At 31.9% G+C, this 23,805-nt stretch carries 27 protein-coding genes; 5 read left to right on the forward strand and 22 right to left on the reverse strand.

All coding sequences use genetic code 11. The features are described 5' to 3' along the window. Positions 1–38: 38 nt before the first annotated feature. The 15 genes from ACN0WY_RS05190 to ACN0WY_RS05260 form a co-directional block, all read right to left on the reverse strand. Positions 39–962, reverse strand: a complete 924-nt coding sequence (locus tag ACN0WY_RS05190; protein ID WP_330486800.1) for an EamA family transporter — start codon at positions 960–962, stop codon at positions 39–41. Positions 963–1,083: 121 nt separating this feature from the next. Beyond that, positions 1,084–1,758 carry a type 1 glutamine amidotransferase domain-containing protein gene (locus ACN0WY_RS05195; protein WP_417799722.1) on the reverse strand — a complete coding sequence of 225 codons (675 nt, stop codon included), beginning with the start codon at positions 1,756–1,758 and terminating at the stop codon, positions 1,084–1,086. A gap of 76 nt (positions 1,759–1,834) precedes the next feature. After that, complete coding sequence (locus ACN0WY_RS05200; protein WP_330486802.1) at positions 1,835–2,404, reverse strand: Crp/Fnr family transcriptional regulator; 570 nt, start codon at positions 2,402–2,404, stop codon at positions 1,835–1,837. 9 nt (positions 2,405–2,413) lie between these two features. After that, the gene (locus tag ACN0WY_RS05205) at positions 2,414–3,568 is read right to left on the reverse strand and encodes an SAM-dependent methyltransferase (RefSeq protein WP_330486803.1); all 1,155 of its coding nucleotides are present in this window, start codon (positions 3,566–3,568) and stop codon (positions 2,414–2,416) included. 18 nt (positions 3,569–3,586) lie between these two features. Beyond that, entirely contained in the window at positions 3,587–4,174 is a 588-nt protein-coding gene (hisIE, locus tag ACN0WY_RS05210) for a bifunctional phosphoribosyl-AMP cyclohydrolase/phosphoribosyl-ATP diphosphatase HisIE (RefSeq protein WP_417799723.1), read from the reverse strand. Then, the gene (hisF, locus tag ACN0WY_RS05215; protein WP_417799724.1) at positions 4,171–4,923 is read right to left on the reverse strand and encodes an imidazole glycerol phosphate synthase subunit HisF; all 753 of its coding nucleotides are present in this window, start codon (positions 4,921–4,923) and stop codon (positions 4,171–4,173) included. Before hisF ends, hisIE begins: the two co-directional genes overlap by 4 nt. A 3-nt stretch (positions 4,924–4,926) precedes the next feature. Continuing rightward, a complete protein-coding gene (gene hisA, locus ACN0WY_RS05220; protein ID WP_330486806.1) occupies positions 4,927–5,643 on the reverse strand; it encodes a 1-(5-phosphoribosyl)-5-[(5-phosphoribosylamino)methylideneamino]imidazole-4-carboxamide isomerase in 717 nt (238 codons plus the stop codon). A gap of 11 nt (positions 5,644–5,654) precedes the next feature. Then, positions 5,655–6,236 carry an imidazole glycerol phosphate synthase subunit HisH gene (gene hisH, locus ACN0WY_RS05225; protein WP_417799725.1) on the reverse strand — a complete coding sequence of 194 codons (582 nt, stop codon included), beginning with the start codon at positions 6,234–6,236 and terminating at the stop codon, positions 5,655–5,657. A gap of 84 nt (positions 6,237–6,320) precedes the next feature. Then, positions 6,321–7,451 (reverse strand): bifunctional histidinol-phosphatase/imidazoleglycerol-phosphate dehydratase HisB, encoded by a 1,131-nt coding sequence (gene hisB, locus ACN0WY_RS05230; protein ID WP_417799726.1) that lies wholly within the window; start codon positions 7,449–7,451, stop codon positions 6,321–6,323. After that, on the reverse strand, positions 7,448–8,524 hold the full coding sequence (gene hisC / locus ACN0WY_RS05235; RefSeq protein ID WP_417799727.1) for a histidinol-phosphate transaminase: 1,077 nt from the start codon (positions 8,522–8,524) through the stop codon (positions 7,448–7,450). Before hisC ends, hisB begins: the two co-directional genes overlap by 4 nt. Then, positions 8,517–9,806 carry a histidinol dehydrogenase gene (gene hisD, locus ACN0WY_RS05240; protein WP_417799728.1) on the reverse strand — a complete coding sequence of 430 codons (1,290 nt, stop codon included), beginning with the start codon at positions 9,804–9,806 and terminating at the stop codon, positions 8,517–8,519. Before hisD ends, hisC begins: the two co-directional genes overlap by 8 nt. Positions 9,807–9,894: 88 nt before the next feature. Then, positions 9,895–10,752, reverse strand: a complete 858-nt coding sequence (gene hisG / locus ACN0WY_RS05245; protein ID WP_330486811.1) for an ATP phosphoribosyltransferase — start codon at positions 10,750–10,752, stop codon at positions 9,895–9,897. 306 nt (positions 10,753–11,058) lie between these two features. Continuing rightward, positions 11,059–12,831 carry a translational GTPase TypA gene (gene typA, locus ACN0WY_RS05250; RefSeq protein WP_330486812.1) on the reverse strand — a complete coding sequence of 591 codons (1,773 nt, stop codon included), beginning with the start codon at positions 12,829–12,831 and terminating at the stop codon, positions 11,059–11,061. 191 nt (positions 12,832–13,022) lie between these two features. Then, positions 13,023–13,331: an LETM1 domain-containing protein gene (locus tag ACN0WY_RS05255; RefSeq protein ID WP_330486813.1), complete on the reverse strand. Its 309-nt coding sequence runs from the start codon at positions 13,329–13,331 to the stop codon at positions 13,023–13,025. After that, positions 13,331–14,494, reverse strand: coding sequence for a proline dehydrogenase family protein (locus tag ACN0WY_RS05260; RefSeq protein WP_417799729.1), 1,164 nt, complete (start codon positions 14,492–14,494; stop codon positions 13,331–13,333). The genes ACN0WY_RS05255 and ACN0WY_RS05260 overlap by 1 nt, the downstream gene beginning before the upstream one ends. A gap of 105 nt (positions 14,495–14,599) precedes the next feature. Between ACN0WY_RS05260 and aroB the strand changes: the two genes are divergently transcribed. Next, positions 14,600–15,658: a 3-dehydroquinate synthase gene (gene aroB / locus ACN0WY_RS05265; protein WP_330486814.1), complete on the forward strand. Its 1,059-nt coding sequence runs from the start codon at positions 14,600–14,602 to the stop codon at positions 15,656–15,658. A 27-nt stretch (positions 15,659–15,685) separates the two neighbouring features. Here the strand turns inward: aroB and ACN0WY_RS05270 are convergent, their stop codons facing one another. From ACN0WY_RS05270 to ACN0WY_RS05285, 4 genes are all read right to left on the reverse strand, one after another. Beyond that, complete coding sequence (locus ACN0WY_RS05270) at positions 15,686–16,573, reverse strand: mechanosensitive ion channel family protein (RefSeq protein WP_330486815.1); 888 nt, start codon at positions 16,571–16,573, stop codon at positions 15,686–15,688. A 56-nt stretch (positions 16,574–16,629) separates the two neighbouring features. Further along, entirely contained in the window at positions 16,630–17,133 is a 504-nt protein-coding gene (locus ACN0WY_RS05275; protein WP_330486816.1) for a DNA starvation/stationary phase protection protein, read from the reverse strand. Positions 17,134–17,301: 168 nt separating this feature from the next. Next, a complete protein-coding gene (locus tag ACN0WY_RS05280) occupies positions 17,302–17,850 on the reverse strand; it encodes a hypothetical protein (protein WP_330486817.1) in 549 nt (182 codons plus the stop codon). Positions 17,851–18,143: 293 nt separating this feature from the next. Further along, the gene (locus ACN0WY_RS05285; RefSeq protein ID WP_330486818.1) at positions 18,144–18,305 is read right to left on the reverse strand and encodes a DUF1328 domain-containing protein; all 162 of its coding nucleotides are present in this window, start codon (positions 18,303–18,305) and stop codon (positions 18,144–18,146) included. Positions 18,306–18,700: 395 nt separating this feature from the next. Here ACN0WY_RS05285 and ACN0WY_RS05290 point away from each other — a divergent pair, with 395 nt between their 5' ends. Continuing rightward, complete coding sequence (locus ACN0WY_RS05290; protein ID WP_417799730.1) at positions 18,701–19,330, forward strand: SOS response-associated peptidase family protein; 630 nt, start codon at positions 18,701–18,703, stop codon at positions 19,328–19,330. Between the two features lie 23 nt (positions 19,331–19,353). Here ACN0WY_RS05290 and ACN0WY_RS05295 read toward each other — a convergent pair whose 3' ends face one another. Further along, positions 19,354–20,148 carry a patatin-like phospholipase family protein gene (locus ACN0WY_RS05295; RefSeq protein WP_330486820.1) on the reverse strand — a complete coding sequence of 265 codons (795 nt, stop codon included), beginning with the start codon at positions 20,146–20,148 and terminating at the stop codon, positions 19,354–19,356. A gap of 17 nt (positions 20,149–20,165) precedes the next feature. Further along, positions 20,166–21,206, reverse strand: a complete 1,041-nt coding sequence (locus ACN0WY_RS05300) for a helix-turn-helix domain-containing protein (RefSeq protein WP_417799731.1) — start codon at positions 21,204–21,206, stop codon at positions 20,166–20,168. Between the two features lie 162 nt (positions 21,207–21,368). Here ACN0WY_RS05300 and ACN0WY_RS05305 point away from each other — a divergent pair, with 162 nt between their 5' ends. The 3 genes from ACN0WY_RS05305 to ACN0WY_RS05315 all read left to right on the forward strand — a co-directional run bounded on the left by ACN0WY_RS05305 (position 21,369) and on the right by ACN0WY_RS05315 (position 22,609). Continuing rightward, entirely contained in the window at positions 21,369–21,842 is a 474-nt protein-coding gene (locus ACN0WY_RS05305; protein WP_330486822.1) for a hypothetical protein, read from the forward strand. Between the two features lie 42 nt (positions 21,843–21,884). Then, positions 21,885–22,085 (forward strand): hypothetical protein, encoded by a 201-nt coding sequence (locus tag ACN0WY_RS05310; RefSeq protein ID WP_124588554.1) that lies wholly within the window; start codon positions 21,885–21,887, stop codon positions 22,083–22,085. Positions 22,086–22,156: 71 nt separating this feature from the next. Continuing rightward, positions 22,157–22,609, forward strand: a complete 453-nt coding sequence (locus ACN0WY_RS05315; protein WP_330486823.1) for a PA2169 family four-helix-bundle protein — start codon at positions 22,157–22,159, stop codon at positions 22,607–22,609. A 44-nt stretch (positions 22,610–22,653) separates the two neighbouring features. Here the strand turns inward: ACN0WY_RS05315 and bshA are convergent, their stop codons facing one another. After that, positions 22,654–23,784, reverse strand: coding sequence for an N-acetyl-alpha-D-glucosaminyl L-malate synthase BshA (bshA, locus tag ACN0WY_RS05320; protein ID WP_330486824.1), 1,131 nt, complete (start codon positions 23,782–23,784; stop codon positions 22,654–22,656). Positions 23,785–23,805: the final 21 nt, after the last annotated feature.

A 23,805-nucleotide genomic window follows, 5' to 3' on the forward strand; every position in this document is an offset into this window, starting at 1 on the left:
AAAACAAGCTCTTCGCTAAGTGTACAAAGTTAAACTGTTTATACTTTTTGGGGTTTAGAAGTTACTTTCAATTTTGATATTCGCTTTCTTGATGTAATAAAATAAACTCCTGACAACAATACAATTGAAGCAATAACAGATTGTATTGTTAAGGTTTCATCTAAAAAATACCATCCTAAAAATAAAGCTACTACAGGATTTACATATGCTGATGTTGACACCTTCTCTGTTGGAACAATTTTTAATAAATAATTAAAAGAAGTAAACGCCACAATACTTCCGAAAACAATTAACAAAAACATAGCTCCTTGTGCTTTAAAAGACCAATTTAAAGGAGAGATCCACGTTTCTTTTACTACCAGCGAAGCAATAAAAAGTAATCCACCTGCAAAAAGCATTTGATAGCCTGTGCTAACAAAGAAATTTTTAGGAAGTGTTGCTTTTGCCACAAATACACTACCGTAACTCCAACTTAAGACACAAGAAAAGATCATAAAAACTCCTATCAGCATATCTTTTGAAGTTGCTATTTCATTTTGACTTACTAATAAATACATCCCTATAATTCCTAAAACTACCCCTATAATAGATTGACGTTGCATCTTTTTCCCATCTATTAAGCGTAGTAATAACAAAACAAACAAGGGTTGTGTTGCTGCCAATAAAGCCCCGAAACCGCTATCGACAAACTTTAAAGCCCAAACAAACATTCCATTACCATACACTAAAAAGAGAAAACCTGCTATTCCTGAGTTTAAAAGTTGCTTTTTGGTTACTTTAGTTGGCACTTTTAAAAACTTAGCAATTAACATAATTAATACTCCTGATATAGAAAAACGGATAGCAGCTAATAATAATGGAGAAACTTCAGTTACAACAATTTTATTTAGTAAATAGGTAGATCCCCAAATAACATAAATAGCAATAAAAGCAGCTATTATTAGTGGTTTAGATTCTTTCATTTTATTTGTTTTGAAAGGAGTTAAAAATACAATAAAACCTTTTTATTTATTCTTGAAAAAGAAAAAATCGCTTATCAATATTTGTAAGCGATTTTTTCCTTGAGCGCCTATTGTTAGGCAACTATAATTTAGCAAATAATTTTTCTGCAACTAATGCTGATGACGCTGGGTTTTGTCCCGTAATTAAATTTCCATCTTCAATTACATATTCTTGCCAATCTGCTGCTTTGCTATAAATTCCTCCGTTATTTTTCAGTTCATCTTCCACTAAAAATGGTACAATTGAAGTTAACTGCACTGCCTCTTCTTCTGTATTAGAAAAACCTGTTACCTTCTTATTTTTTACTAAAGGTTCTCCGTTTACTTTTGCCTCTTTTAATACAATAGGTGCATGGCAAACAGCTCCTACTGGCTTACTATTAGCATAAAAAGCTTCTATTAAAGTCACAGAATCTTTATTCTCAGCTAAATCCCATAAAGGACCGTGTCCTCCAGGATAAAAAATTGCATCGTAATCAACCTCCTTAACTTCGTTTAACTTCATTGTATTTGCCAATACAGCTTGAAGTTCTTCATCTTTATTAAAACGAAGTGTAGCAGGTGTTTGAAAATCTGGCTCATTACTTTTTGGATCAATTGGTGGCTGACCTCCTTTTGGAGAGGCTAAAGTTACTTCTACTCCTTTATCTTTTAGTAAATAATAAGGTGCCGCAAATTCTTCAATCCAAAACCCTGTTTTTTCTCCTGTACTTCCTAGTTCATCGTGACTGGTAAGAACAAATACTACTTTTTTCATATATCTCTATTTTTTAAGTTAGCTCAAAATTAGCATATGAAAATTGAAAAAAAATTGATCTATGGTAATAAAGAAACTAAGGAATTTCTTTTCGTATTCTGCTTAAACTTTCGGTGGTTATACCTAAGTAGGATGCTAAATGATAATTTTTAATTTGCTGCTCTATATTTGGATAAGTTTGTAAAAACAAGTGGTACCGTTCTTTGGCTGATAACACCAAGTTATTCAAAATCCTCTTTTGAAATCGTACCGTTGAACGTTCTAACTTTCTTCTAAAAAAATGCGCTATTTTAGGTACTTTTTCATAAATATCATCTAAATCACTCTTAGCTACTTTTAATACAGTAGCCTCTGTAATGCACTCAATGGTAAGTACAGAGGTTGATTCTGAAAAATATCCTATATAATCACTTATCCACCAATCGTGAATAGCAAACTGTATGGTGTGCTCTTTTCCTTTAGCATCCATAAAAAATGTTCGTACACAACCTTTTACTACATAGTATTGGTAATATACTTTTTCATTGGTGTGCAAAATGACTTCTCCTTTTGTATAGGATACTTCTGAAAAAATACGCTCAACTACTTTTAACTCATCCTTTTCTAGCTGAAAATCTTTAAATACATTACTAACAGAGGTGCTCATTACAAAATATTATAGCAAGCTCTCTAAATAGTGTTGCTCTATTTGGTAAGCTTCTTTTAAGTCTAAAATTTTAGTTTCAATACGTTTCTTATCTACTTTTTTAGACGACTTGGCACCAATTAACATTACATTTTTACGTGTATGTTCGTTACTAATAAACTCAAAAACCTTCGTACTGTAATTATTTTTTTCTAAAATTAAAGCACGTATGGTATCGGTCACCATTTCAAACTGTCGTTCTTTAAAAATACCGTATTTTAACAACGGACTCTCCTGCTCTTTTCCTTTAACTTGTTGGCGAATTTGCTTATGGCAACACGGAGCACAAATAATTAACTCTGCTTTTGACACCAAGCCTTTATATATAGCATCATCAGTAGCAGTATCACAAGCATGTAAAGCAATTAAAATATCTATTTTATGACGATCATAATCCTGAATTGGTTGGGCTACAAAAAGCAGTCCTTTAAATCCACATTTCTTTGCTATATCATTACAATAATCAACTAAATTTTCTCGTAATTCAATCCCTGTTATGCTTACTTCATACCCCTTTTGATTAACCAAATAGTCATACAACGCAAAAGTTAAATATCCTTTTCCCGATCCCATATCAACAATATGGATATGCTTAGGTAGTTTTACCGATTGTATTTGAGTTTCTATTATTTCAAGATACTTGTTAATTTGACGGTATTTATCGGCCATTTTAGGAATTACTTTTCCTTCTTTAGATGTTATTCCTAAAAAACATAAGTAATCACTATTTTTAGCTCTTTTCTCCTTAGGCTTATCATGAGTTTCAGGTAATTTGTTCTTAAAACTAGGCTGTGTAGTTTTATAACTTACTTTTTTCTTTTTAGAAACAAACACCAATAAATCATTTGTCAACGTAAACAAGCTTGCTGCCCTAAATTTCACTGAAAGTAAATGAGTTAATTCTTCTATACACTCTTCAAACGAATAGTTTTTTGTTTGATCGTTTGTTGTATATCGGTATAAAAACTGAAAATGTGTTTCTCCTCTTAGGGTAATTTGACGAACATATACATTCGATAAGTCATCACTTTTTCGAATAGGTTTACTGAGCGTTAGCTTTACAAAATCGTTTTTTTGTATGCTGTTTTGAAACTCGATAAATAATTGATGTAAGGCTTCTTTCATAGTGCAAAAATACTACCTTTATTTTACTCTACTTTGTAAAGTATCTTCAATATCCGTTAAATTAATCCCTTTGGCTTTTAGTAAAATTAAATAGTGATATAACAAATCGGCTGCTTCATTTTTGAATAATTCATCGTTGTTATCTTTCGCTTCAATAACTACTTCAACAGCTTCCTCTCCAACTTTTTGAGCTACTTTATTAATCCCTCTCTTGTAAAGCTTATTTGTATACGATGTTTCAACATCATTATCTATTCTATCAGAAATAATACTTTCTAAGGAATATAAAAAACCTTTCGAAGTCTCTTCAGCAAAACAAGAAGTGGTTCCTTTGTGGCAGGTTGGTCCAGCAGGGCTAACTTTTATCAATAACGTATCATTATCACAATCTACCTGAATACCTTCTACCCACAAAAAATTTCCTGATTCTTCACCTTTTGTCCACAGCCTTTTTTTGGTTCGGCTATAAAAAGTAACCTTGCCTTCCTCTTGTGTTTTTTGAAAGGCTTCTTCATTCATATAACCTAACATCAACACTTGCATAGTAGTGTTGTTTTGAATTACGACTGGAACTAGTCCGTTTCCTTTTGTAAAATCTATATTCATCGTATGGGAATGTTTTGTTTTTTTAATTCGCTTTTTAGTATGGGTACTGGTATCTCTCCAAAGTGAAAAATACTCGCTGCTAACCCAGCACTAGCTTGAGTTTTTGTAAAAACTTCTGTAAAGTGTTCTACTGTTCCTGCTCCACCTGACGCAATTACAGGAATATTTACAGAAGAACTCACTACTTTGGTTACATCAATATCAAATCCGCTTTTGGTTCCATCACTATTCATAGAGGTTAATAAAATTTCGCCTGCTCCTAATTTTTCTACTTCTCTAGCCCAACTTACCGTTTCGAACTCAGTTTCAAAAGTGCCTCCTTTTGTAAACACTTTCCACTCTCCGTTTACATTTTTAGTATCAATGGCAACCACAACAAACTGACTTCCAAATCGATTTTTTAAATCGGTAATCAATTGTGGATTTTTTACTGCGGAAGAATTGATACTTACTTTATCGGCTCCTGCTTGTATTAAGGCTACTGCATCTTCAACAGTACTAATACCACCACCAACGGTAAAAGGAATATTAATTTCTTGAGCGATTGTTTTTACCAATGTAATTAAGGTTTTTCTATTTTCTAGTGTTGCTGTAATATCTAGAAAAACTAATTCATCTGCTCCTTGTTGTACATATTGTTTTGCCAGCTCAACGGGATCTCCAGCATCTTTAATAGCTATAAAATTGACCCCTTTTACAGTTCGTCCGTTTTTAATATCCAAACAAGGAATAATTCGTTTCTTTAGCATGTTCTAGTTTATAAATTTTTGCAATTCTTTTAGACTAATGTTTCCTTCGTAAATAGCTTTACCTACAATAGCTCCTTCACAGCCAATTTCTTTCAATCGGTATAAGTCATTTATATTGGCTACACCGCCACTCGCTATTAAATTGACAGAAGTTTTGCTTAAAATTTCTAAATATAAATCTAAAGAAGCTCCTTGTAACATCCCGTCTTTAGCCACATCGGTACAGATGGTATTAGTGATGCCAATTTCTTGATATGTACTAATAAAATCAACAACATCAATTTCAACTGTTTGTAACCACCCATTGGTAGCTATTTTTCTGTTTTTACAATCGGCTCCCAAGATAATTTTATCTTTTCCATAGGTAGTGAACCATTTAATAAAAGTTTCTGGGTCTTTAACTGCTATGCTCCCTCCTGTTATCTGGTTTGCTCCGCTTTCAAATGCGATACGGGCGTCTTCATTAGACTTTAATCCGCCGCCAAAATCAACTTTTAAGTTTGTTTTTGTTGCGATTTGTGTTAAAACCTTGTGATTTATAATCCGATTAGATTTGGCTCCATCTAAATCAACAACGTGTAAATATTCTATTCCGTTAGTTTCAAATTCTTTAGCAACTTCTAATGGGTTCTCATTGTATATTTTTTTGGTGTTGTAATCGCCTTTAGTTAGCCGAACACATTTTCCTTCTATTATATCTATCGCAGGGATAATTCTCATTTTAATCTCTTTTATAATGTTAAAAAATTTTTCAATAATTCCTCTCCAACATTTGCTGATTTCTCTGGATGAAACTGCATTGCGTAAAAATTATCCCGCTGCATAATGGAACTAAACGGAAGAATATAATTACAGGTAGCTAAGGTGTTTTTACACACTTCTGCATAATACCCATGAACGTAGTATACATCGTTATTTAGAGTTATGTTTTTTAGTATTTCAGCCGATTTTAATTCTGAAAAATTATTCCATCCCATATGAGGAACTTTTTCTTTGGGTGGAAATTGCTTTGCTTGTGCTTCAAAAATCCCCAAGCATTTCGTATTTCCTTCTTCAGAAGAGGTGCACATTAATTGCAAGCCTAAACAAATTCCCAGTACAGGTTGTTGTAAAGAAACAAGTAGCTCGTCTAGTTTTCGTTCTTTTAAATATCGCATGGCTGAGCTTGCTTCTCCAACTCCAGGAAATATTACTTTATCTGCTGCTTTTATTTCTGCTGGGTTATCGGTAATAACACTTTTGTATCCTAAACGTGTTAACGCATTTTGTACCGACCGGATATTTCCTGCATTGTATTTTACAATCGCTATCATATTTTAATTATAAATGATGAATTTTTAATTACAAATTATTTTCTCATACTATTGAGTAATTCATAATTTTTAATTCGTAATTGATTACAGAACTCCTTTGGTTGATGGTAAAATCATTTTATCAGCCTCTCTTTTTACTGCTACTTTTATAGCTTTGGCAAAAGCTTTGAAAATGGCTTCTATTTTATGGTGCTCGTTCGTTCCTTCTGCTTTGATATTCAAATTACATTTTGCGCCATCTGTAAACGACTTAAAGAAGTGATAAAACATTTCTGTAGGCATTTTACCTATCATTTCTCGTTTAAAATCTGCTTCCCACACCAACCAATTTCTTCCACCAAAATCAATGGCTACTTGTGCTAAGCAATCATCCATAGGTAAGCAGAAACCGTAACGTTCAACCCCTAGTTTATTTCCTAATGCTTTGTAAAACACTTCTCCTAAAGCAATCGCAGTATCTTCAATGGTGTGATGCTCGTCTACTTCTAAGTCTCCTGTTACTTGAATAGTCAAATCCATTCGACCGTGACGTGCTATTTGGTCTAACATATGATCAAAAAAGGCTATGCCAGTATCAATGTCACTTTTTCCTGTTCCATCTAAATTTACTCCTATTTTTATTTGAGTTTCATTGGTATTTCTCTCTATAAAAGCAGATCGGTCTTCTAACTTTAAAAATTCATAAATCGTGTTCCAATCGTTACTTTCTAAAGCTATAAAATCATCTAGTTCCTCTCTTTTTACAGTAATTTCATCAGTTCCTAAATTCGTTTCATCATTGATGTAAATTGCTTTGCTTCCTAAATTTTTAGCCAATTCTACGTCCGTTAAACGGTCTCCTATAACAAAAGAATTTTTCAAATCATATTCTTCAGAAAAGAATTTGGAGAGTAAACCTGTATTGGGTTTTCTGGTAGGTTGATTGTCTTTCGCAAAGGTTCTATCAATAATTTCTTCTGAAAACACAATACCTTCTTCTTTCAAGGTATTCATCACAAAGTTGTGTACAGGCCAAAAGGTATTTTCTGGATATACCTCTGTTCCTAATCCGTCTTGATTTGTTACCAACACTAGTTCAAAATCGAGTTTAGCAATCTTACTCAACCCTTGAAAAACTTTTGGATAGAATTGTAGTTTTTCAAATGAATCTGTTTGTTTATCTGCTGGTTCTTTGATTAAGGTACCATCTCTATCTATAAATAGTATTTTTTTCATTGTTTTTTAAAGTTTAAAGTTCCTTTGTTAACTTTATTTGGTGTAACACTCAATTTTTCTAATGCCTTTATGAATTGTTTATTTTCTTTTTCGCTTCCTATAGTAACTCGTATGCAATTATGTACTAAACCATTCCTGTTTCTCGTAATAATTTTTTGAGCGACTAATTGGTTATACAATTCAGTAGCATTGGTTACCTCTATTAAAATAAAATTAGCTTCTGAAGGATATACTTTTTTAATGAATTCAATTTCTTGTAACTCCTTTTCTAATTTTTCTTTTTCATTGAGAATGATGTTTTTCTCTATTTCAAACTGCGCTATATTATCCAGCTTCTCTAAAACTGCTTTTTGGTTTAAGGCACTTACATTATAGGGGGGCTTTACTTTGTTGTATAAATTTATAATGGTAGAATTTGCATAGGCGACTCCTACTCTTACACTAGCCAAAGCCCAAGCCTTACTAAACGTTTGGCTTACAATTAAATTGGGATAGTTATTTAATTGATTTATAAAAGATGTTTTAGTGCTAAAATCAATATAAGCTTCATCAATAATTACAATTCCCTTGAAGTTACGTAGAATAAACTCAATTGTTTCTTTGGTAAAACAATTTCCAGTAGGATTGTTAGGTGAACAAATGAAGATTAACTTTAAGCTTTCATCAGCTAAATATGTTTCTAGGCTGTTTATATCGATCTGAAAATCTTCTGTTAACGGTAACTCTATTAACGATACATCGTTAATGGTCGCAGAAACATTGTACATTCCATAAGATGGTGTAAAAGTTAATGCTTTGTCTTTCCCTGGCTTACAAAATATTCGAAAAGCCAAATCGATTACTTCATCACTTCCATTTCCTATAAAGATTTGATTCTCATTTACACCTTTAATTTCAGACAATCGTTTTTTAATAGCTGTTTGTTGTGGGTCTGGATAGCGATTTAAGCTTCCAAATGGATTTTCATTCGCGTCTAAATACACTTCTGCCTCTCCTTTGAATTCATCTCTAGCAGAAGAATAGGCTTTTAGCTGTTGAATATTAGGTCGTACTATTTTTTCTAAATTAAACATTGTTAAGCTCTTTTAATCTAACTGTTATTGCATTTTTGTGTGCTTGTAAGCCTTCTGCTTCCGCCATCAACTCTATAGCTTTCCCTAAATTTTCAATTCCTTCTTTCGTGACTTCTTGAAAGGTTATTTTCTTTACAAAACTATCTAACGAAACACCACTGTAGTTTTTTGCATACCCATTGGTAGGTAATGTGTGATTGGTTCCACTAGCATAATCACCAGCACTTTCACAACTGTAATTCCCTAAAAATACTGACCCTGCATTTACGATTCCGTCAATATATGCCTCAATCTCTTTTGAAGCTATAATTAAGTGTTCTGGTGCATACTCGTTACTAAAGTCTATACATTCTTCTTTAGAATTAAAAACCACTGTAAAACTATTTTCTATTGCTTTTTTAGCAACTTCTTTCCTTGGTAAATCTTCTAACTGTTTTTTTAACTCTACTTCCACATTTTTAGCGACTTCTTCGTTAGTAGTTACCAATACTGATTGACTGTCTGCTCCGTGCTCAGCTTGTGATAACAAGTCAGCTGCCACAAATACAGGATTACTAGTTTCATCAGCGATGACCAACACTTCACTTGGACCCGCTGGCATGTCGATAGCTACTCCTTGTTGTTGCACTAATTCTTTGGCCTTCGTAACAAATTGATTTCCCGGCCCTAAAATTTTATACACATTCGGAATAGTTTCTGTTCCATACGCCATGGCTCCTATAGCCTGAGCACCTCCTACTTTAAAAATTTTAGTTACTCCTACCAAAGAAGCAGTGTATAAAATAGCTGCATTAATCTTACCTTCTTTATTCGTTGGAGTACACAGTACTATTTCTTTACAGCCCGCTATTTTTGCAGGGACTCCCAACATTAAAATAGTTGAAAACAGGGGAGCCGTACCTCCTGGAATATACAAACCTACCTTTTCTATGGCTACGTTTTTTCTCCAACAAGTAACCCCGTTTGTTGTCGTTATCTTTTTAGGTACTTCTTTTTGAGAGTTGTGAAATGTTTCAATATTTTTTTTTGCTAATTGTATCGCTAATTTTAATTCTTCTGATACTAAGTTTTGTGCTTCTTCTAACTCTTCTCTAGAAACTTGTAACTCGGTTAACAACACTCCATCAAATAATTGTGTGTATTTTTTTAACGCTTTGTCTTTATTAAGCTTTACATCATTTAATATTGTTTGTACTGTTTCCTGCAAACTGTTTTCGCTTAAAGTAGCTCTTTTGCAAAGTGAATTCCAAGTTTGTCTTGCTGGATTTTTTATAATTTTCATCTGTTTTTTTCTTTTGTTTTTAACTGTCGTGCCTTTACTTTGTTTAGCACAGATACAAGAAATTAAATCCTTGGCCATCGACCTACGATTAAACAACCATTTTTTCTATTGGGCAAACTAAAATCCCTTCTGCTCCATTACTTTTTAACTCATCTATAATTTCCCAAAACTGATTTTTATTCAATACAGAGTGTACAGAACTCCATCCTTCCTCAGCTAATGGTAATACAGTTGGACTACGCATTCCTGGTAAAATATCGATGATTTTTTCAAGCTTCTCATTCGGTGCGTTTAACAACACATATCTTGATTGTCTGGCTTTTAGTACTGATTGAATTCTAAATTGTAATTTATTGAGTATTGCTTGTTGTTGCTCTTTTATTTGAGGTGAAACCGCTAACACAGCTTCCGACTTTAATAAAACTTCTACTTCCTTCAAATTATTTTTGAATAATGTTGAACCACTAGAAACAATATCACAAATACCATCGGCTAATCCAATATTAGGAGCTATTTCAACAGAACCATTAATAATATGCAATTGTGCTGGAATATTATTTTCTTGTAAATACTTTAAAACGGTATTAGGATATGAAGTGGCTATTTTTTTATTCTGAAAGTAGTTTATTCCCGTGTATTCTTCATTCTTAGGAATTGCCAAGGATACTTTACATTTCGAAAAACCTAGTTTTTCTATAAATTGAATTCCTTCTCCTTTTTCTATTAGTAAATTCTCTCCAATAATGGCTATATCTACTACTCCATCTTTTAAATATTGTGGAATGTCTCCATTTCTTAAGTAGAAAACCTCTATGGGAAAATTACTGGCTGAGGCTTTTAGTTGATCTTTACCATTATCGATAGCGATTCCACAGTCTTTAAGAATTTGTAGCGACTCTTGGTTGAGTCTTCCTGATTTTTGTATGGCTATTTTTAATTTACTCATTTCTAGTTTTGAATGGGTTTGAGTAAATCGTTTTGAGCAACTTATTTCTGGCGCCTTAGAAATAAAAAACCCGTTTGATTTACTCAAACGGGTTTAAAATATATCTTGACTTTATTCAATACATTTTCAGCTCGCCTGAGTGCAAGTATGAAAATGATGATGATGTAATTGAATAAAACTCATGTCTGTTATTTTGTTCCTACAAAGATTTGCATTTTATTTTTAATTATGCAAGTTATTTTTAATAAAAAATAAAACCACCTGAAATTCAGGCGGTTTAGTCTTTATGCTAAAAGTAGCTTTGTATTATTTTACGAAGTTAATTTTACGCATACGTAAACTTTCTGGAGTAACTTCTAAATACTCATCTGGTCTAATATATTCCATACATTCTTCTAAAGAGAAGTCAATCTTTGGAGCAATTTTTACACCATCATCAGAACCTGAAGCACGTACGTTTGTTAACTTCTTTCCTTTAATTAAGTTTACTGCCATATCATCTGCCTTGGCATTTTCACCTACAACCTGACCTTTGTAAATTTCTTGGTTAGGATCGATAAAGAAACGTCCTCTATCTTGTAAACGGTCAATTGCATAAGCAGTTGCTTTTCCTGTTTCAGAAGAAACAATAGCTCCTTTTAACTCTTCTGCAAATTCTCCTTTATAAGGTCCATATTCACTAAATCGATGGTTTATAATGGCTTGACCCGCTGTTGCTGTTAATATTTTATTACGTAACCCAATTAATCCTCTTGATGGGATGGTAAATTCTAAGTGCTGTAAATCACCTTTTGGTTCCATTACTAATAAATCTCCTTTACGCAAAGAAACTAAGTTAATTGCTTTAGAAGCTACATCTTCTGGAACATCTATTGACAATGTTTCGTATGGCTCGCTTTTAACTCCATCAATGTCTTTTAAAATTACTTGAGGACGACCTACTTGTAATTCATAGCCTTCACGACGCATCGTTTCAATTAACACCGATAAGTGTAATACTCCACGTCCGAATACATTAAATTTGTCTTCTGTATCAGTTTCATCAACACGCAAAGCTAAGTTTTTCTCCATCTCTTTAAATAAGCGATCACGTAAGTGACGAGAAGTTACAAACTTACCTTCTTTACCAAAGAATGGAGAGTTATTAATAGTAAATAACATACTCATAGTAGGTTGATCTACTTCAATTCTTGGCAATGCTTCTGGGGTATCTACATCGGCAATAGTATCACCAATTTCAAAATCATCTAAGCCAGTTACAGCACAAATATCTCCGCTACGCACTTTATCTGCCTCAGCTTTCCCCATTCCTTCAAAAACGTGTAACTCTTTAATACGAACTTTTTTAGTGCTTCCGTCAGCTTTACAAAGCATATAGTCTTTGTTTTTCTCTAAATCTCCACGGTATACACGACCAATAGCTATTCTTCCTTTAAATGAGGAATAATCTAACGACGTAATTTGCATTTGAGGAGACCCTTCACGATATGGTGCTTCAGGAATAGTTTCGATAACAGCATCTAATAAATCGATGATGTCTTCTTTTGGTTCTTGCCAATCGGTACTCATCCATCCATTTTTAGCCGAACCGTAAATCGTAGTAAAGTCTAATTGATTTTCATTTGCTTCTAGGGCAAACATTAAATCAAATACTTTTTCGTGTACTAAATCTGGCGTACAATTTTCTTTGTCTACTTTATTTACCACTACGATAGGAGTTAATCCTAATTCAATTGCTTTTCCTAGTACAAAACGTGTTTGGGGCATTGGCCCTTCAAAAGCATCAACCAATAATAAAACACCATCAGCCATTTTTAATACACGCTCTACTTCTCCACCAAAGTCGGCGTGACCAGGAGTATCAATTACGTTAATTTTAACGCCTTTATAGTTTACTGATACGTTTTTAGATAAAATGGTAATACCACGTTCACGCTCTAAGTCGTTGTTATCTAATAATAAATCAGTACGTTCTTTACGCTCATCTAAAATTTTAGCTTGATCTATAATTTTGTCTACCAAGGTTGTCTTTCCGTGGTCAACGTGTGCTATAATAGCAATATTTCTTATTGATTGCATTCGTGCTTATTTTGAAGCTGCAAAAGTAGTGTTTTATTGTATACGAATTACGAAATTTTATTTATGAAATCGTAATGTTTTATTTAAAGCATTATAAAAACTTCATTTTATCTAGTTTTCTCTTGCTTTAAAAACTTTTGAAGTCTTGGTTTTCTATCTTAATTTGGATAAAAAAACGTAATTTATTAAACCTATTCAGGTTTAGTTTCTTCCAGTTCCTCATCATCAGCTCTAAAAGCACTTGGTAAAATATCAGGTATTAATTTTATAAGTAAAGGCAAAAGCAAAGCGCCTCCAGGAAGCATAAACACAGTAAAAGCAGGAATTGCTTTACAAATATCAATAGTTTGTTCTTTTACTTTTGCCTTTTCTTCGTCTGTCAATGAAGTGGTTAGTGATTTTTTCACAAGAAAGACGAGCTCCCTACTTTCTTGAAGCTCTTTAGCTAATCTTTTTTTATTTTTATAGATAGCTTCTTTTATTTCATCAACTGTATTCATTAAAGCTTTCTACGTGCTTTTTCTGTTTTAAGTAAGTTCAACTCTCTCGATGTTTGTCCGGCTACTGAAGTATTTTCTTCTGCTCTGCGAATTAAATATGGCATCACATCACGAACAGGACCAAATGGAACATATTTTGCTACATTATATCCTTCTTTTGCTAAATTAAAACTGATATGGTCGCTCATTCCATATAATTGACCAAACCACATACGTTTATCATTAGCCGCAATATTATGTTCTTTTGCTAAATCCATCAACAAATATGAACTATCTTCATTATGGGTTCCTGCAAAAATTGCCATATTCTTATGATCCATCATATAACGAACTGCTTCGTTATAATTATCATCAGTTGCTTGTTTATCAACACAAATAGGAGATTCATAACCATTTTCTTTGGCTCTTTCACGTTCTTTCTCCATATAAGCTCCACGAACCACTTTCATTCCGATATGATATCCTTTTTGGTGGGCTCTTTGATGTAAATTTCGCAAATATTCCATACGATCATGACGATACATTTGTAGCGTATTGAATACAATGGCTTTTTCTTGGTTATAAATTTCCATTAGCTCTTCAATTAAATCATCAGCAGCATCCTGCATCCAGCTTTCTTCTGCATCAATTAGCAACGGAACATCTTTTGTTTTTGCTGCTTTACACACCGTATGAAAACGCTCTACAACTCTATTCCATTCTACTTTTTCTTCTGAAGTTAACTCTTTTCCTTCAGTTAATTTTTGATATAGCGCAAAACGTCCAAAACCAGTGGGTTTAAAAACTGCGTACGGGATAGATTCTTTTTCTTCAGCAAAATCAATTGTTTTTAATGTCATTTTTAAAGCATCATCAAACTGTGCTTCATCTTCTTTCCCTTCTACTGAATAATCTAAAATACTATGTACTTTACCTTGCTCGTACATTTTTTCGATATTAGGTAAGCAATCGTCTTCACTTACTCCTCCACAAAAATGATCAAAAACTGTTGAGCGAATTAACCCTTCCACTGGTAAATGTGCTTTTAAAGCAAAGTTTGTTACCGCAGTTCCTATGCGAACCATAGGTTGGCTCTGAATCATTTTAAACAAAAAATATGCACGTTCTAACTCTGAGTCAGATTTTAATTTAAAAGCAGTTTCTGTATTGTCAAAAAGTCTCATTATCGAGGTTATATTATATCTTTATTTATTGAGACAAATATAATTGAGTAGACTGATATATTTTAATTTTTTCTATTTAATTTCGCCTTATATTTTTTTGTTATTATGACCACAATTAACGCAGCTACATACCCTATTCATTTTGAAGAAAAAGGCTATAATGAATTAACTTCTTTAATTTCTAAAAAAAACTATTCTTCAGTTTTTATTTTAGTAGATGACAATACTTTAGATTGTTGTTACCCTAGATTTGTACAATTATTTGCTACAGATAAACCTATTGAAATTATTCAAATTGATGCTGGTGAGGTTTATAAGAATATGGAAACCTGTATGGGGGTTTGGAATGCAATGACAGAATTAGGGGCTGATAGAAAGAGCTTACTAATTACTTTAGGAGGTGGAGTTATTACCGATTTAGGTGGCTTTGTTGCTTCTACATTTAAACGTGGAATTGATTTTGTAAATATACCCACTACCCTATTAAGTATGGTAGATGCTTCTGTAGGAGGTAAAACTGGGGTTGATTTAGGCGTTTTAAAAAACCAGATTGGTGTATTTGCTAATCCAGAGTTAATTATTATTGATCCTGAATACCTACACACCGTAACTCCTAGAGAAATTCGTTCTGGTACAGCAGAAATTATTAAGTATGGAATGACTCATGATATTCGATTGTTTACTAAAATTAAAGATAATGACAACCTTAATATTGTTGACTTGATTCACCGTTCAATAGAAATTAAGAATGAAGTTGTTTTAGAGGATCCTAAAGAACAAGGTGTTCGTAAGGTTTTAAACTGGGGACATACTATTGGACATGGTGTAGAGTCTTATTTTTTAGAACAGCCCAAAAAAGAAGCCTTAACGCATGGTGAAGCTATTGCTATTGGAATGGTTTGTGAAGCCTATTTATCATCAAAAGTATTAGATTTTCCAAAAGATAACGTTGCTGAAATAAAAGATGCTATTATTAAAATATACGGTAAAGTAACTTTGTTAAAAGAAGATTTTCAGCCTATTCTTGAGTTAATGAAACATGATAAAAAGAACATTGGTGGTGAAATTAACTTTGTTCTTCTCAACGATTATGAAGATTTTAAAATAAACAGCAAAGCTTCTGATGATTTAATTAAAGAGAGCCTTAGTTATTATAATTCATAAAAAAGCAACCCAATGGGTTGCTTTTTTTTATTTTGTTACTGTAATTGGAATGCTGTCTTGTGAACCATATAGTTTTATCTCTGTAATGTCTGCAGGCATGTTTAACCCATTTTTTATTATCACATTTTTTACGTTTTTAATTACATCACTTTTAACTTCCAATGCACCTCGTTTGTATTCTTTAGTTTTGGTCCAAAAAATAACTTTTAAATTTACGGTACTTACTCCTAATCCATCTACCGTAACAAAACATTGGTGTTCATCTGTATCAATAACTCCCGATGTATTAATTACGGCGTTTATGATTACTTCTTTTGCTGTATCTATATCATCATCATAATCAATCCCCACCACAAAGTCTAAACGGTAAAAACCGTCTTCAGTATAATTGTATACCGCTTTCTTTACAATATCACTATTGGGAATGTAAACATCTCTTCCATCGAATGTTTTTAATTTGGTAAACCTGAACTCCATCATCTTTACTTTTCCAAAAATATCTCCAATCATTACTGTATCATTAACATCGAAAGGACGGTTAAACGATAAGATTACTCCTGAGATAAAGTTTTCTCCCACATCTTTAAAAGCGAATCCAAAAATTATAGCTGAGGCTCCTGCAGCAGTTAACAATCCAGCTGCAATACCTCCTAAACCTGCTATTTTTAAAGCAACCATAATTACTAAAACACTAAAACTAATTTTAATTGTTTTGGCTAAAAAATTAGTCATCAAAGGATCATTTGTTTTTTTAGAAATTGTTTTTCTAAAAAAATTCGATATAAAATTAGCAGTAATAACCCCTATAGCCACTATGAGGATAGCTATAATTATTTGTGGAATTTGGTTTATAAACTCATTCCAGTATAATTGAACAGATTCTTTTAATTTGGCTATAGTATCACTAAAATTCATGAAGGTTAATCGTTTTTGTTATTTTTATTGTTAATTACAGTTTTTTTTTATTTTGTTTACGATAGTACAATATCTTCTTTCAATTGTTCTACTGTACTTTTACTCCATGCATTCAACATCCAGCTGGTTTTTTCTAAAGAGGCTATATATCCTCCTATCAAATCTACTGTACCTTCATCACCAACCTCTGTTGCCTTTTCAATAATTGTAGACATTTGAGCTAATAGTGTTTTATGATCTTCTAATAAAATAAATACCATATCTGAATCTGTTTGAAAAGGACTTTCTTCTGATATTTTTGCTATTTTTAAGTACCTACTATACCTACTTACAGGATGGTATTGCAATGTTAAAATGCGTTCTGCAATCTCATCAATTTTTATTCTTGCATCTCCATACATTTCTTCAAATTTCTCATGCAATTCAAAGAAGTTCTTTCCTACAATATTCCAGTGAAAGTTTCTAAGTTTTTGATAATAAATATGGTATTCAGCAAGCAATTGGTTTAACTCTTTTGCTACTGGTAATACTTTTTCTGTTTGTATGTTTAAATAGTTCATTCTATATATGTTAGATTAAAAATTAATTACAATACAAAAGTAATTAGAACTCATAGAGCTGTTTTGCTCATTTAATATCGATTCTTGCTCATTTCGTAGAGACTATATTTTTAGCAAAAAAAAAGCGGTGAATCAACTCACCGCTCATTAAATTTATATTAAAGAGTACTACATTTTGAAGGTCTCAAAAACTGCATATTCAACTTTTTTAGATTCATTATTTCTATATTCTATAATAAAATCTCCGTACTTATTAAAATAACCTACTCCATTAAATTCTTTCCCTTCTACAATGTAAAAGTTATTATTCATTGATTTTATTGCTCTGGCTGAAGTAATGTCTTTATCGTCGAGTTTGTATGTAATTAATAAGTCATTTTTATCAATTAAAAAATCGTACTTATTTCCTTTATACTTAAAGTATTTTACCTTTGTTTTTGTATCGTAAAAGGCATCTGAATCGTTGTCTACCATAATTGTTTTATCAACAGTAATTGGTGATTCTACAACGTCTTGGTTAAGTTTGTGTTTCTGTTTTGGGTCAAACTTCGTTTCTTTTTCTTTCTTAGTAACTACCTTTACTTTAGTATTATAAACTTCTCCCTTTTCGTTTACTTTTTTTGCTTTCTTAACTTCAGTAGTTTTTATCACTTCAGTCTGTGCATTCATTGTTATTATTGTACCTATGGACATTAATCCTAATATTAAATTCTTCATTTTAAAATATCATTTAAAATTACAAGTAACCTTCTTTAAAGATGTGTACTTTTTTAACATCTTAATATTATTAGTAATTAGATTACCACAATATTTGTATACTGCAAAGGTATGGGGATAATCATGTTTGGCTTAACTCATTTGATATGTTTTTTTGCTCATTCCGTAAAAAACCAACTCACAAAATCAATTCCATTAAATTTACTATAATACTTTAACAGTTTTATTAATAAATAAAAAAAAGAGCGTCATAAAAACGCCCTTGTGTATTTTTATGCAGTAATTTTAAGTTCCTATACTTTTCTTTTACCTGTAATTAACGATACAACAAATAAAATTAAGAAAATAAAGAAAGCTATTTTAGCAAAACTTGTTGCAGCACCTGCGATTCCAGTAAATCCTAAAACACCAGCAATAATTGCAATTATAATAAATGTGATTGTCCAACGTAACATATTCTTAAGTTTTAAGTTAATATTTATAACGTACATCTTTTGTACATCACAAAATTAGCTACAAGATTTGTAGTGTCTTTCCTCATTTAATTTTGATTTTGACTCATTTACAAAATGATGGTGATTATGAAATGAGCAAAAAAGTATTTCTTTTGAATTAATCTAAAACATATTCTGATTTTAAATTTGCGGTGTAACAACTATAAATATACCCCTATTATGGAAAAACAAAATGATGATTTTAAAGTAATTAAAGAAAATTTAAAGTCGAAAAACAGAAGCTATATGTTTCAAAATAACAGGGTAACAAGAATTGCGTTCTTGGTAACCTTCTTTTGTTTATTTATAGGAAGTACTATGATTTTCATTTTTAACCAGTAATAAATTAAAATTAAATGAGCTACAAGCTATCAAACATAGCAAGCAAAGAACGGATTAAAGAGTTTACTAAATTGAATTTTAAGTATCCTCATTTACATAAACCTAGACGTAAAATTAATGGGTTAAAAGAACAAACAGTTAACGTTATTACTATGGAAAACCCAAATGAAATTACGCAAGGTATTTGGGGAATTTTGCCTCAAGACTATACCGATAACTGGAGTAAATTTCAACAAATTAAGCATACTTTACATGTAAGAAAGGATGATCTTAAGAAAAACATTCTATTCAAAGAAGCTTTACTTTACAGGAGGTGCTTATTCATTGTTACAGGTTTTTACATTCATAAAATAGTAGGGAATACAATTGAAAATTATTTAGTAGAAAAAAGCAATCAAGAGCCTTTTTATCTGGCTGGTATATACAATACTACCCATGATGGTTTTTTAACCTGTACTGTGATTAACATTAAGGCTACAGAAGAATTTAACACGATTAATAACTTGTATGAGATAATGCCCTTGCAAATACCAAAAATGTTTAAAAGCATGTGGTTAGATTTTAAAACAAGCCAAAACGATATCGATTATTTAATTAACAATCCGTATGATTCTGGGTTGCAAGCACAAAAGATAGCTACTTGAAACAAACAAACTGTGTATTTGCGTTAACTTATTTTTTCTTCTATATATTTTTTTGCTGTTTTATAAATGGCATCTACTTCTTTCGTAGTAAATCCACTAAACTCACCTAATGGAAAGCAAACAGTAGCATAGGTGTTGAAAAACTTATGTTCTTCTGAAGACAACATTAGAAGCTTTGAGCTATGTGCTAAAACCTTTAAAGTCGTATTCAACTCTCCACTTGTTTTTTCAGAAGGATACACAACATAGCTTCCCACCACAGGGTATTCAGAATCTTTAAACGGCGCTGTAGGAAAATTATCTATAATTCCTCCATCAGAATACAGCATATCCTCTATTTTCACTGGGTTGAACAAGCCTGGCAATGCACATGAAGCTAAGACTGGCTTTAACAAATCACCTTCGTAAAAGTACTGAGTGGTTCCTTTGTTTAAATTAGTGGTAGAAACTGTTAGGGGTATCGTTAATTCTTCAAATGTTGGTTTAATTTTATCGTTTATTAGCCTTGCATAATTTGACGAATTAAAAATTCCTGGTTTAGCAATCGTTATCCAAGAAAACTGGAATATTTCAGTAGTTTTAAAAAAGTTTAATATTTCTTGCGGTCTCATTCCTGAAGCATACATTGATCCAACTAAAGAACCTGAGCTACAAGCCGAAATAGCATTTATTTTAACATTTAATTCCTCTAGCTTTTCTAATAAAGCAATATGAGCAACTCCTTTTTCTGCCCCTCCACTTAACACTAAATTTATTGGAACTTTAGTATCTAAATTTTTTATTTTTTGAAGAGAACATTGGTACTTTTCTTTAATCATATTTTCGCACGTAATTTCTATGCTATTTTAATTTCACTGACTTCTTGTTTGTTTTTTAAAAACTCACTAGGGCTGATTCCGTATTTACGTTTAAATATTTTAGAAAAATAGCTCCTACTTGAAAAACCTATTGAGTATACAATTTGAGAAATATTATAATCGGTCGTATTCATTAGGTCTCTTGCTTCTTCCAAACGAATATGCCTAATATATTCTATAACTGTTCTTGAAAACAACAGTTTAAAACCTTCTTGTAACTTAGCCTGAGTTACCCCTATTTCATTAGCTAATTCTTCTACATTGTAATCTTCCGCAACATTTTTAAGTATTTTTTGCCCCACTTTTCTAACCAAACTAATCTCTTTTTTTGTGAGTGTTGTTGAGGGAGTTTTCTTTCTCTTTACATCTTTATTGTGTTGTTGCATGTGTTCTGATAACACCTGATACACTATCCCCTCTTTTATCAAAATTCTAATCATTCCTTTTTGCTTTATGGAATTATATTGCTTGATGAGGCTCGCCAATTTTAGGTTATAGGTACCAAAATAAGCAAAAACATTTTCATGTTGTTGATCATGAAAAACTTCGTAAAGTCTTTGGTTTAACAAAGAAGCATCGTTCAGGCGTTTTTTGAGAAACTTTACTCTGTTAATTTGAATCAAATGAGTTTTTATTTTAACATTTTTTTCAAAATAAACATAGTTATACCCTCCATCTTTACTAGTTATAATAACCGATTGAAATTTTTCTAACTTTCTTTTTTCGTTTTCTAGCTCAAATCTGTGTAAAGAATGTCCTTCTAAAGTATACGTAAAATGTATTGGATTAAATTCAGAAGCATCCATTACAAGTGTGATATCGTCTAAAAAAGTAATGTCGTACTGTAGTACACTTCCTCCCCATTCAAAAGTTAAAAAAGTAATATTCCCTATAGCTAGTTTACTATTAACATTTAAAATATACTCCCCCCATCTTTCTGTTATGGTTCCCCCAATAACCTCTTGAATCTGTTTTACTGTTCCCTTAGTATCAGAGGCAGTTATATTAATAGTTGTCATATTTTTTTGGTCATAAAGTTACATTTTTTGCCTATAATATTCATTGCTTTAGTTAATATTTATTTTTTTATACTCATCATATGAGCAAAGATTGAAAAGATATGAGCAAAGCTAAACTACTAAACTATTATAATTTTGTAGCATAACATTAAAACAATGAAAATGAACATTTTAAAAACAATATTAACTCCTGCTTTGGTATTTATGACAATGAGTATTAGTGCGCAAGAGATTTCGAAAAATGCTTTAGGATTAAGAGTTGGTGACAATGATGGTTTTGGGGGTGAAATTTCATATCAACACTATCTTAAAGAGCATAATAGACTGGAGTTTGATTTAGGCTTTAGGGACTCGAAAAATGTTGACGCATTTAAACTTGTTGGTTTGTATCAATGGGTTTATAAGTTAGATGGAAATTTTAATTGGTTTGTTGGTGCTGGTGCTGGAATTGGCTCTTATAACTCATCAGATAACGATGGTGTCTTTGCTTTGGTGGCTGGTGATTTAGGTATTGAATACAATTTTAACATTCCTTTAGTTATGTCTTTAGATATGAGGCCAGAGTTAGGCTTAGTCAATGATTACAGTGACGATTTAGACTTAGATATTGCATTGGGAATTAGATATCAATTTTAATTTAACTACACATTTATTTCACGCATCTAAACAAAACATATTATGAACAAAATAATAAAAATATTCCTAATCATAGCTGGTATTATATTAATTGGTTATGGGATTTATAAAATCATATCACCTGAAGCTACTGTTGATATTGGTATTGCGGAGTTTAACTCTCAAAACAACAATAATGCATATATAACTTTAGGTATAGGTATCGCAACTTTAATGGTTTCTTTTTTCATAAAGAAACAATAATTGCTACCAAACAGATGGTATCTGAGTAAACATCCAAAAAATAATTACTCAGTAATTTAAAACACAACTTTATGTATAGTTACACACAAGAAGTATCGAATAAATTAAACGGATTATTAGAAAAAAACTACGACGCTGCAAAAGGTTATAAAACGGCAGCTGAAAATGTCAAGAGTGAAACATTGACTAGTTTTTTCATGCGAAAAGCAAGCGAACGTGAGCAGTTTGGAAAACAATTAAAATCTGAAATTATGTCTTTTGGCGAAAGTCCTGAAAAAGGTGGAAGCTTAACAGGAAAAGTTCATAGAGCGTGGATGAATACAAAAGCTTTTTTTTCTAATGAAAATGAAGAAGCTATTTTAGAAGAAGCGCTAAGGGGAGAAAAAGCTTCTATAGAAGAATATAATGAGGTTATTAATTCGAAAGAACACTTACCTAATTCAACTGCAACGCTTTTAAAAACGCAAAGAGATACTATTTTGAGCGATGCTATTTTAGTTAAGAAGCTTGAAGAAATTCAATAAAATAATCATAAAAAAAGGAGCGTTTCAAAACGCTCTTTTTTTATTTATGCTTCTACAGAACATTTTTTATACAAATCTTCATAAGCTGGAAGAATATTCTCTAATGAAAACAGCTTGATATGTTCTTTAGCGTTCTCTTTAAATTCGTTTAAAACAGCCTCATCTTCTAAAATACTTATTGCATTTTTGGCCATTTGATCCACATCTCCTAAATTACTTAAAAAACCTGTTTTACCATGAATGTTTACTTCTGGTAGCCCTCCTGTATTAGTAGAGATAACAGGTGTACTTGCTGCCATAGCCTCTAAAGCAGCCAAACCAAAACTTTCCGTTTCAGAGGGCAATAAAAACACATCTGTATAGCATAGTATTTTTGCTACTTCTGTGCTGTTTCCCATAAAAAGCACTTTATCTTCTATTTGTAATTCTTTCGTTAAATTTTCTGCTTTTAAGCGTTCTGGTCCATCACCAACCATGAGTAATTTTGAAGGAATTTCTTTCTGTACCGTATTAAAAATTCGAATTACATCCTCGGTACGTTTAACTGGTCTAAAATTACTTATATGAGTAAGAATTCTTTCTTCTGGTTGTGCTAAAGCTACTCTTTTACATTCTCCTTCATGTGCTTTATCGTATTTTTCACCATCAATAAAATTATAAACAACTTTAATGTCTTTTTCAATCGTGAATAGCCTCAAAGTATCTTCTTTTAAACTGTTAGATACCGCTGTAACTTCATCTGATTTATTTATACTGAATTCTACTGCGGTTTTGTAGGTTGGATGACTTCCTACCAAAGTAATATCTGTACCGTGCAATGTGGTTACTACTTTTACGTCAATTCCTTTATCTTGAAGCATTTTTTTTGCCATATAAGCAGCATAGGCATGTGGAATGGCGTAGTGAACGTGCAATACTTCTAAATCGTATTTTTGTACTACTTCTACCATTTTACTTGACAATGCTAACTCGTAAGGCTGATATTGAAATAATGGATATTCTTCTAAAACGACTTCATGAAAATGTAAACGGTGAGAAAAGAAATCTAATCGAACAGGTTGATTGTACGTTATAAAATGTACTTCATGTCCTTTATCTGCTAATGCCATTCCTAATTCGGTTGCTACTACTCCACTTCCTCCGAAGGTAGGATAACATACAATTCCTATTTTCATCTGTATCTGTTGATTATTTTT

Source organism: Tenacibaculum sp. (assembly GCF_048269885.1).
Lineage (GTDB): Bacteria > Bacteroidota > Bacteroidia > Flavobacteriales > Flavobacteriaceae > Polaribacter.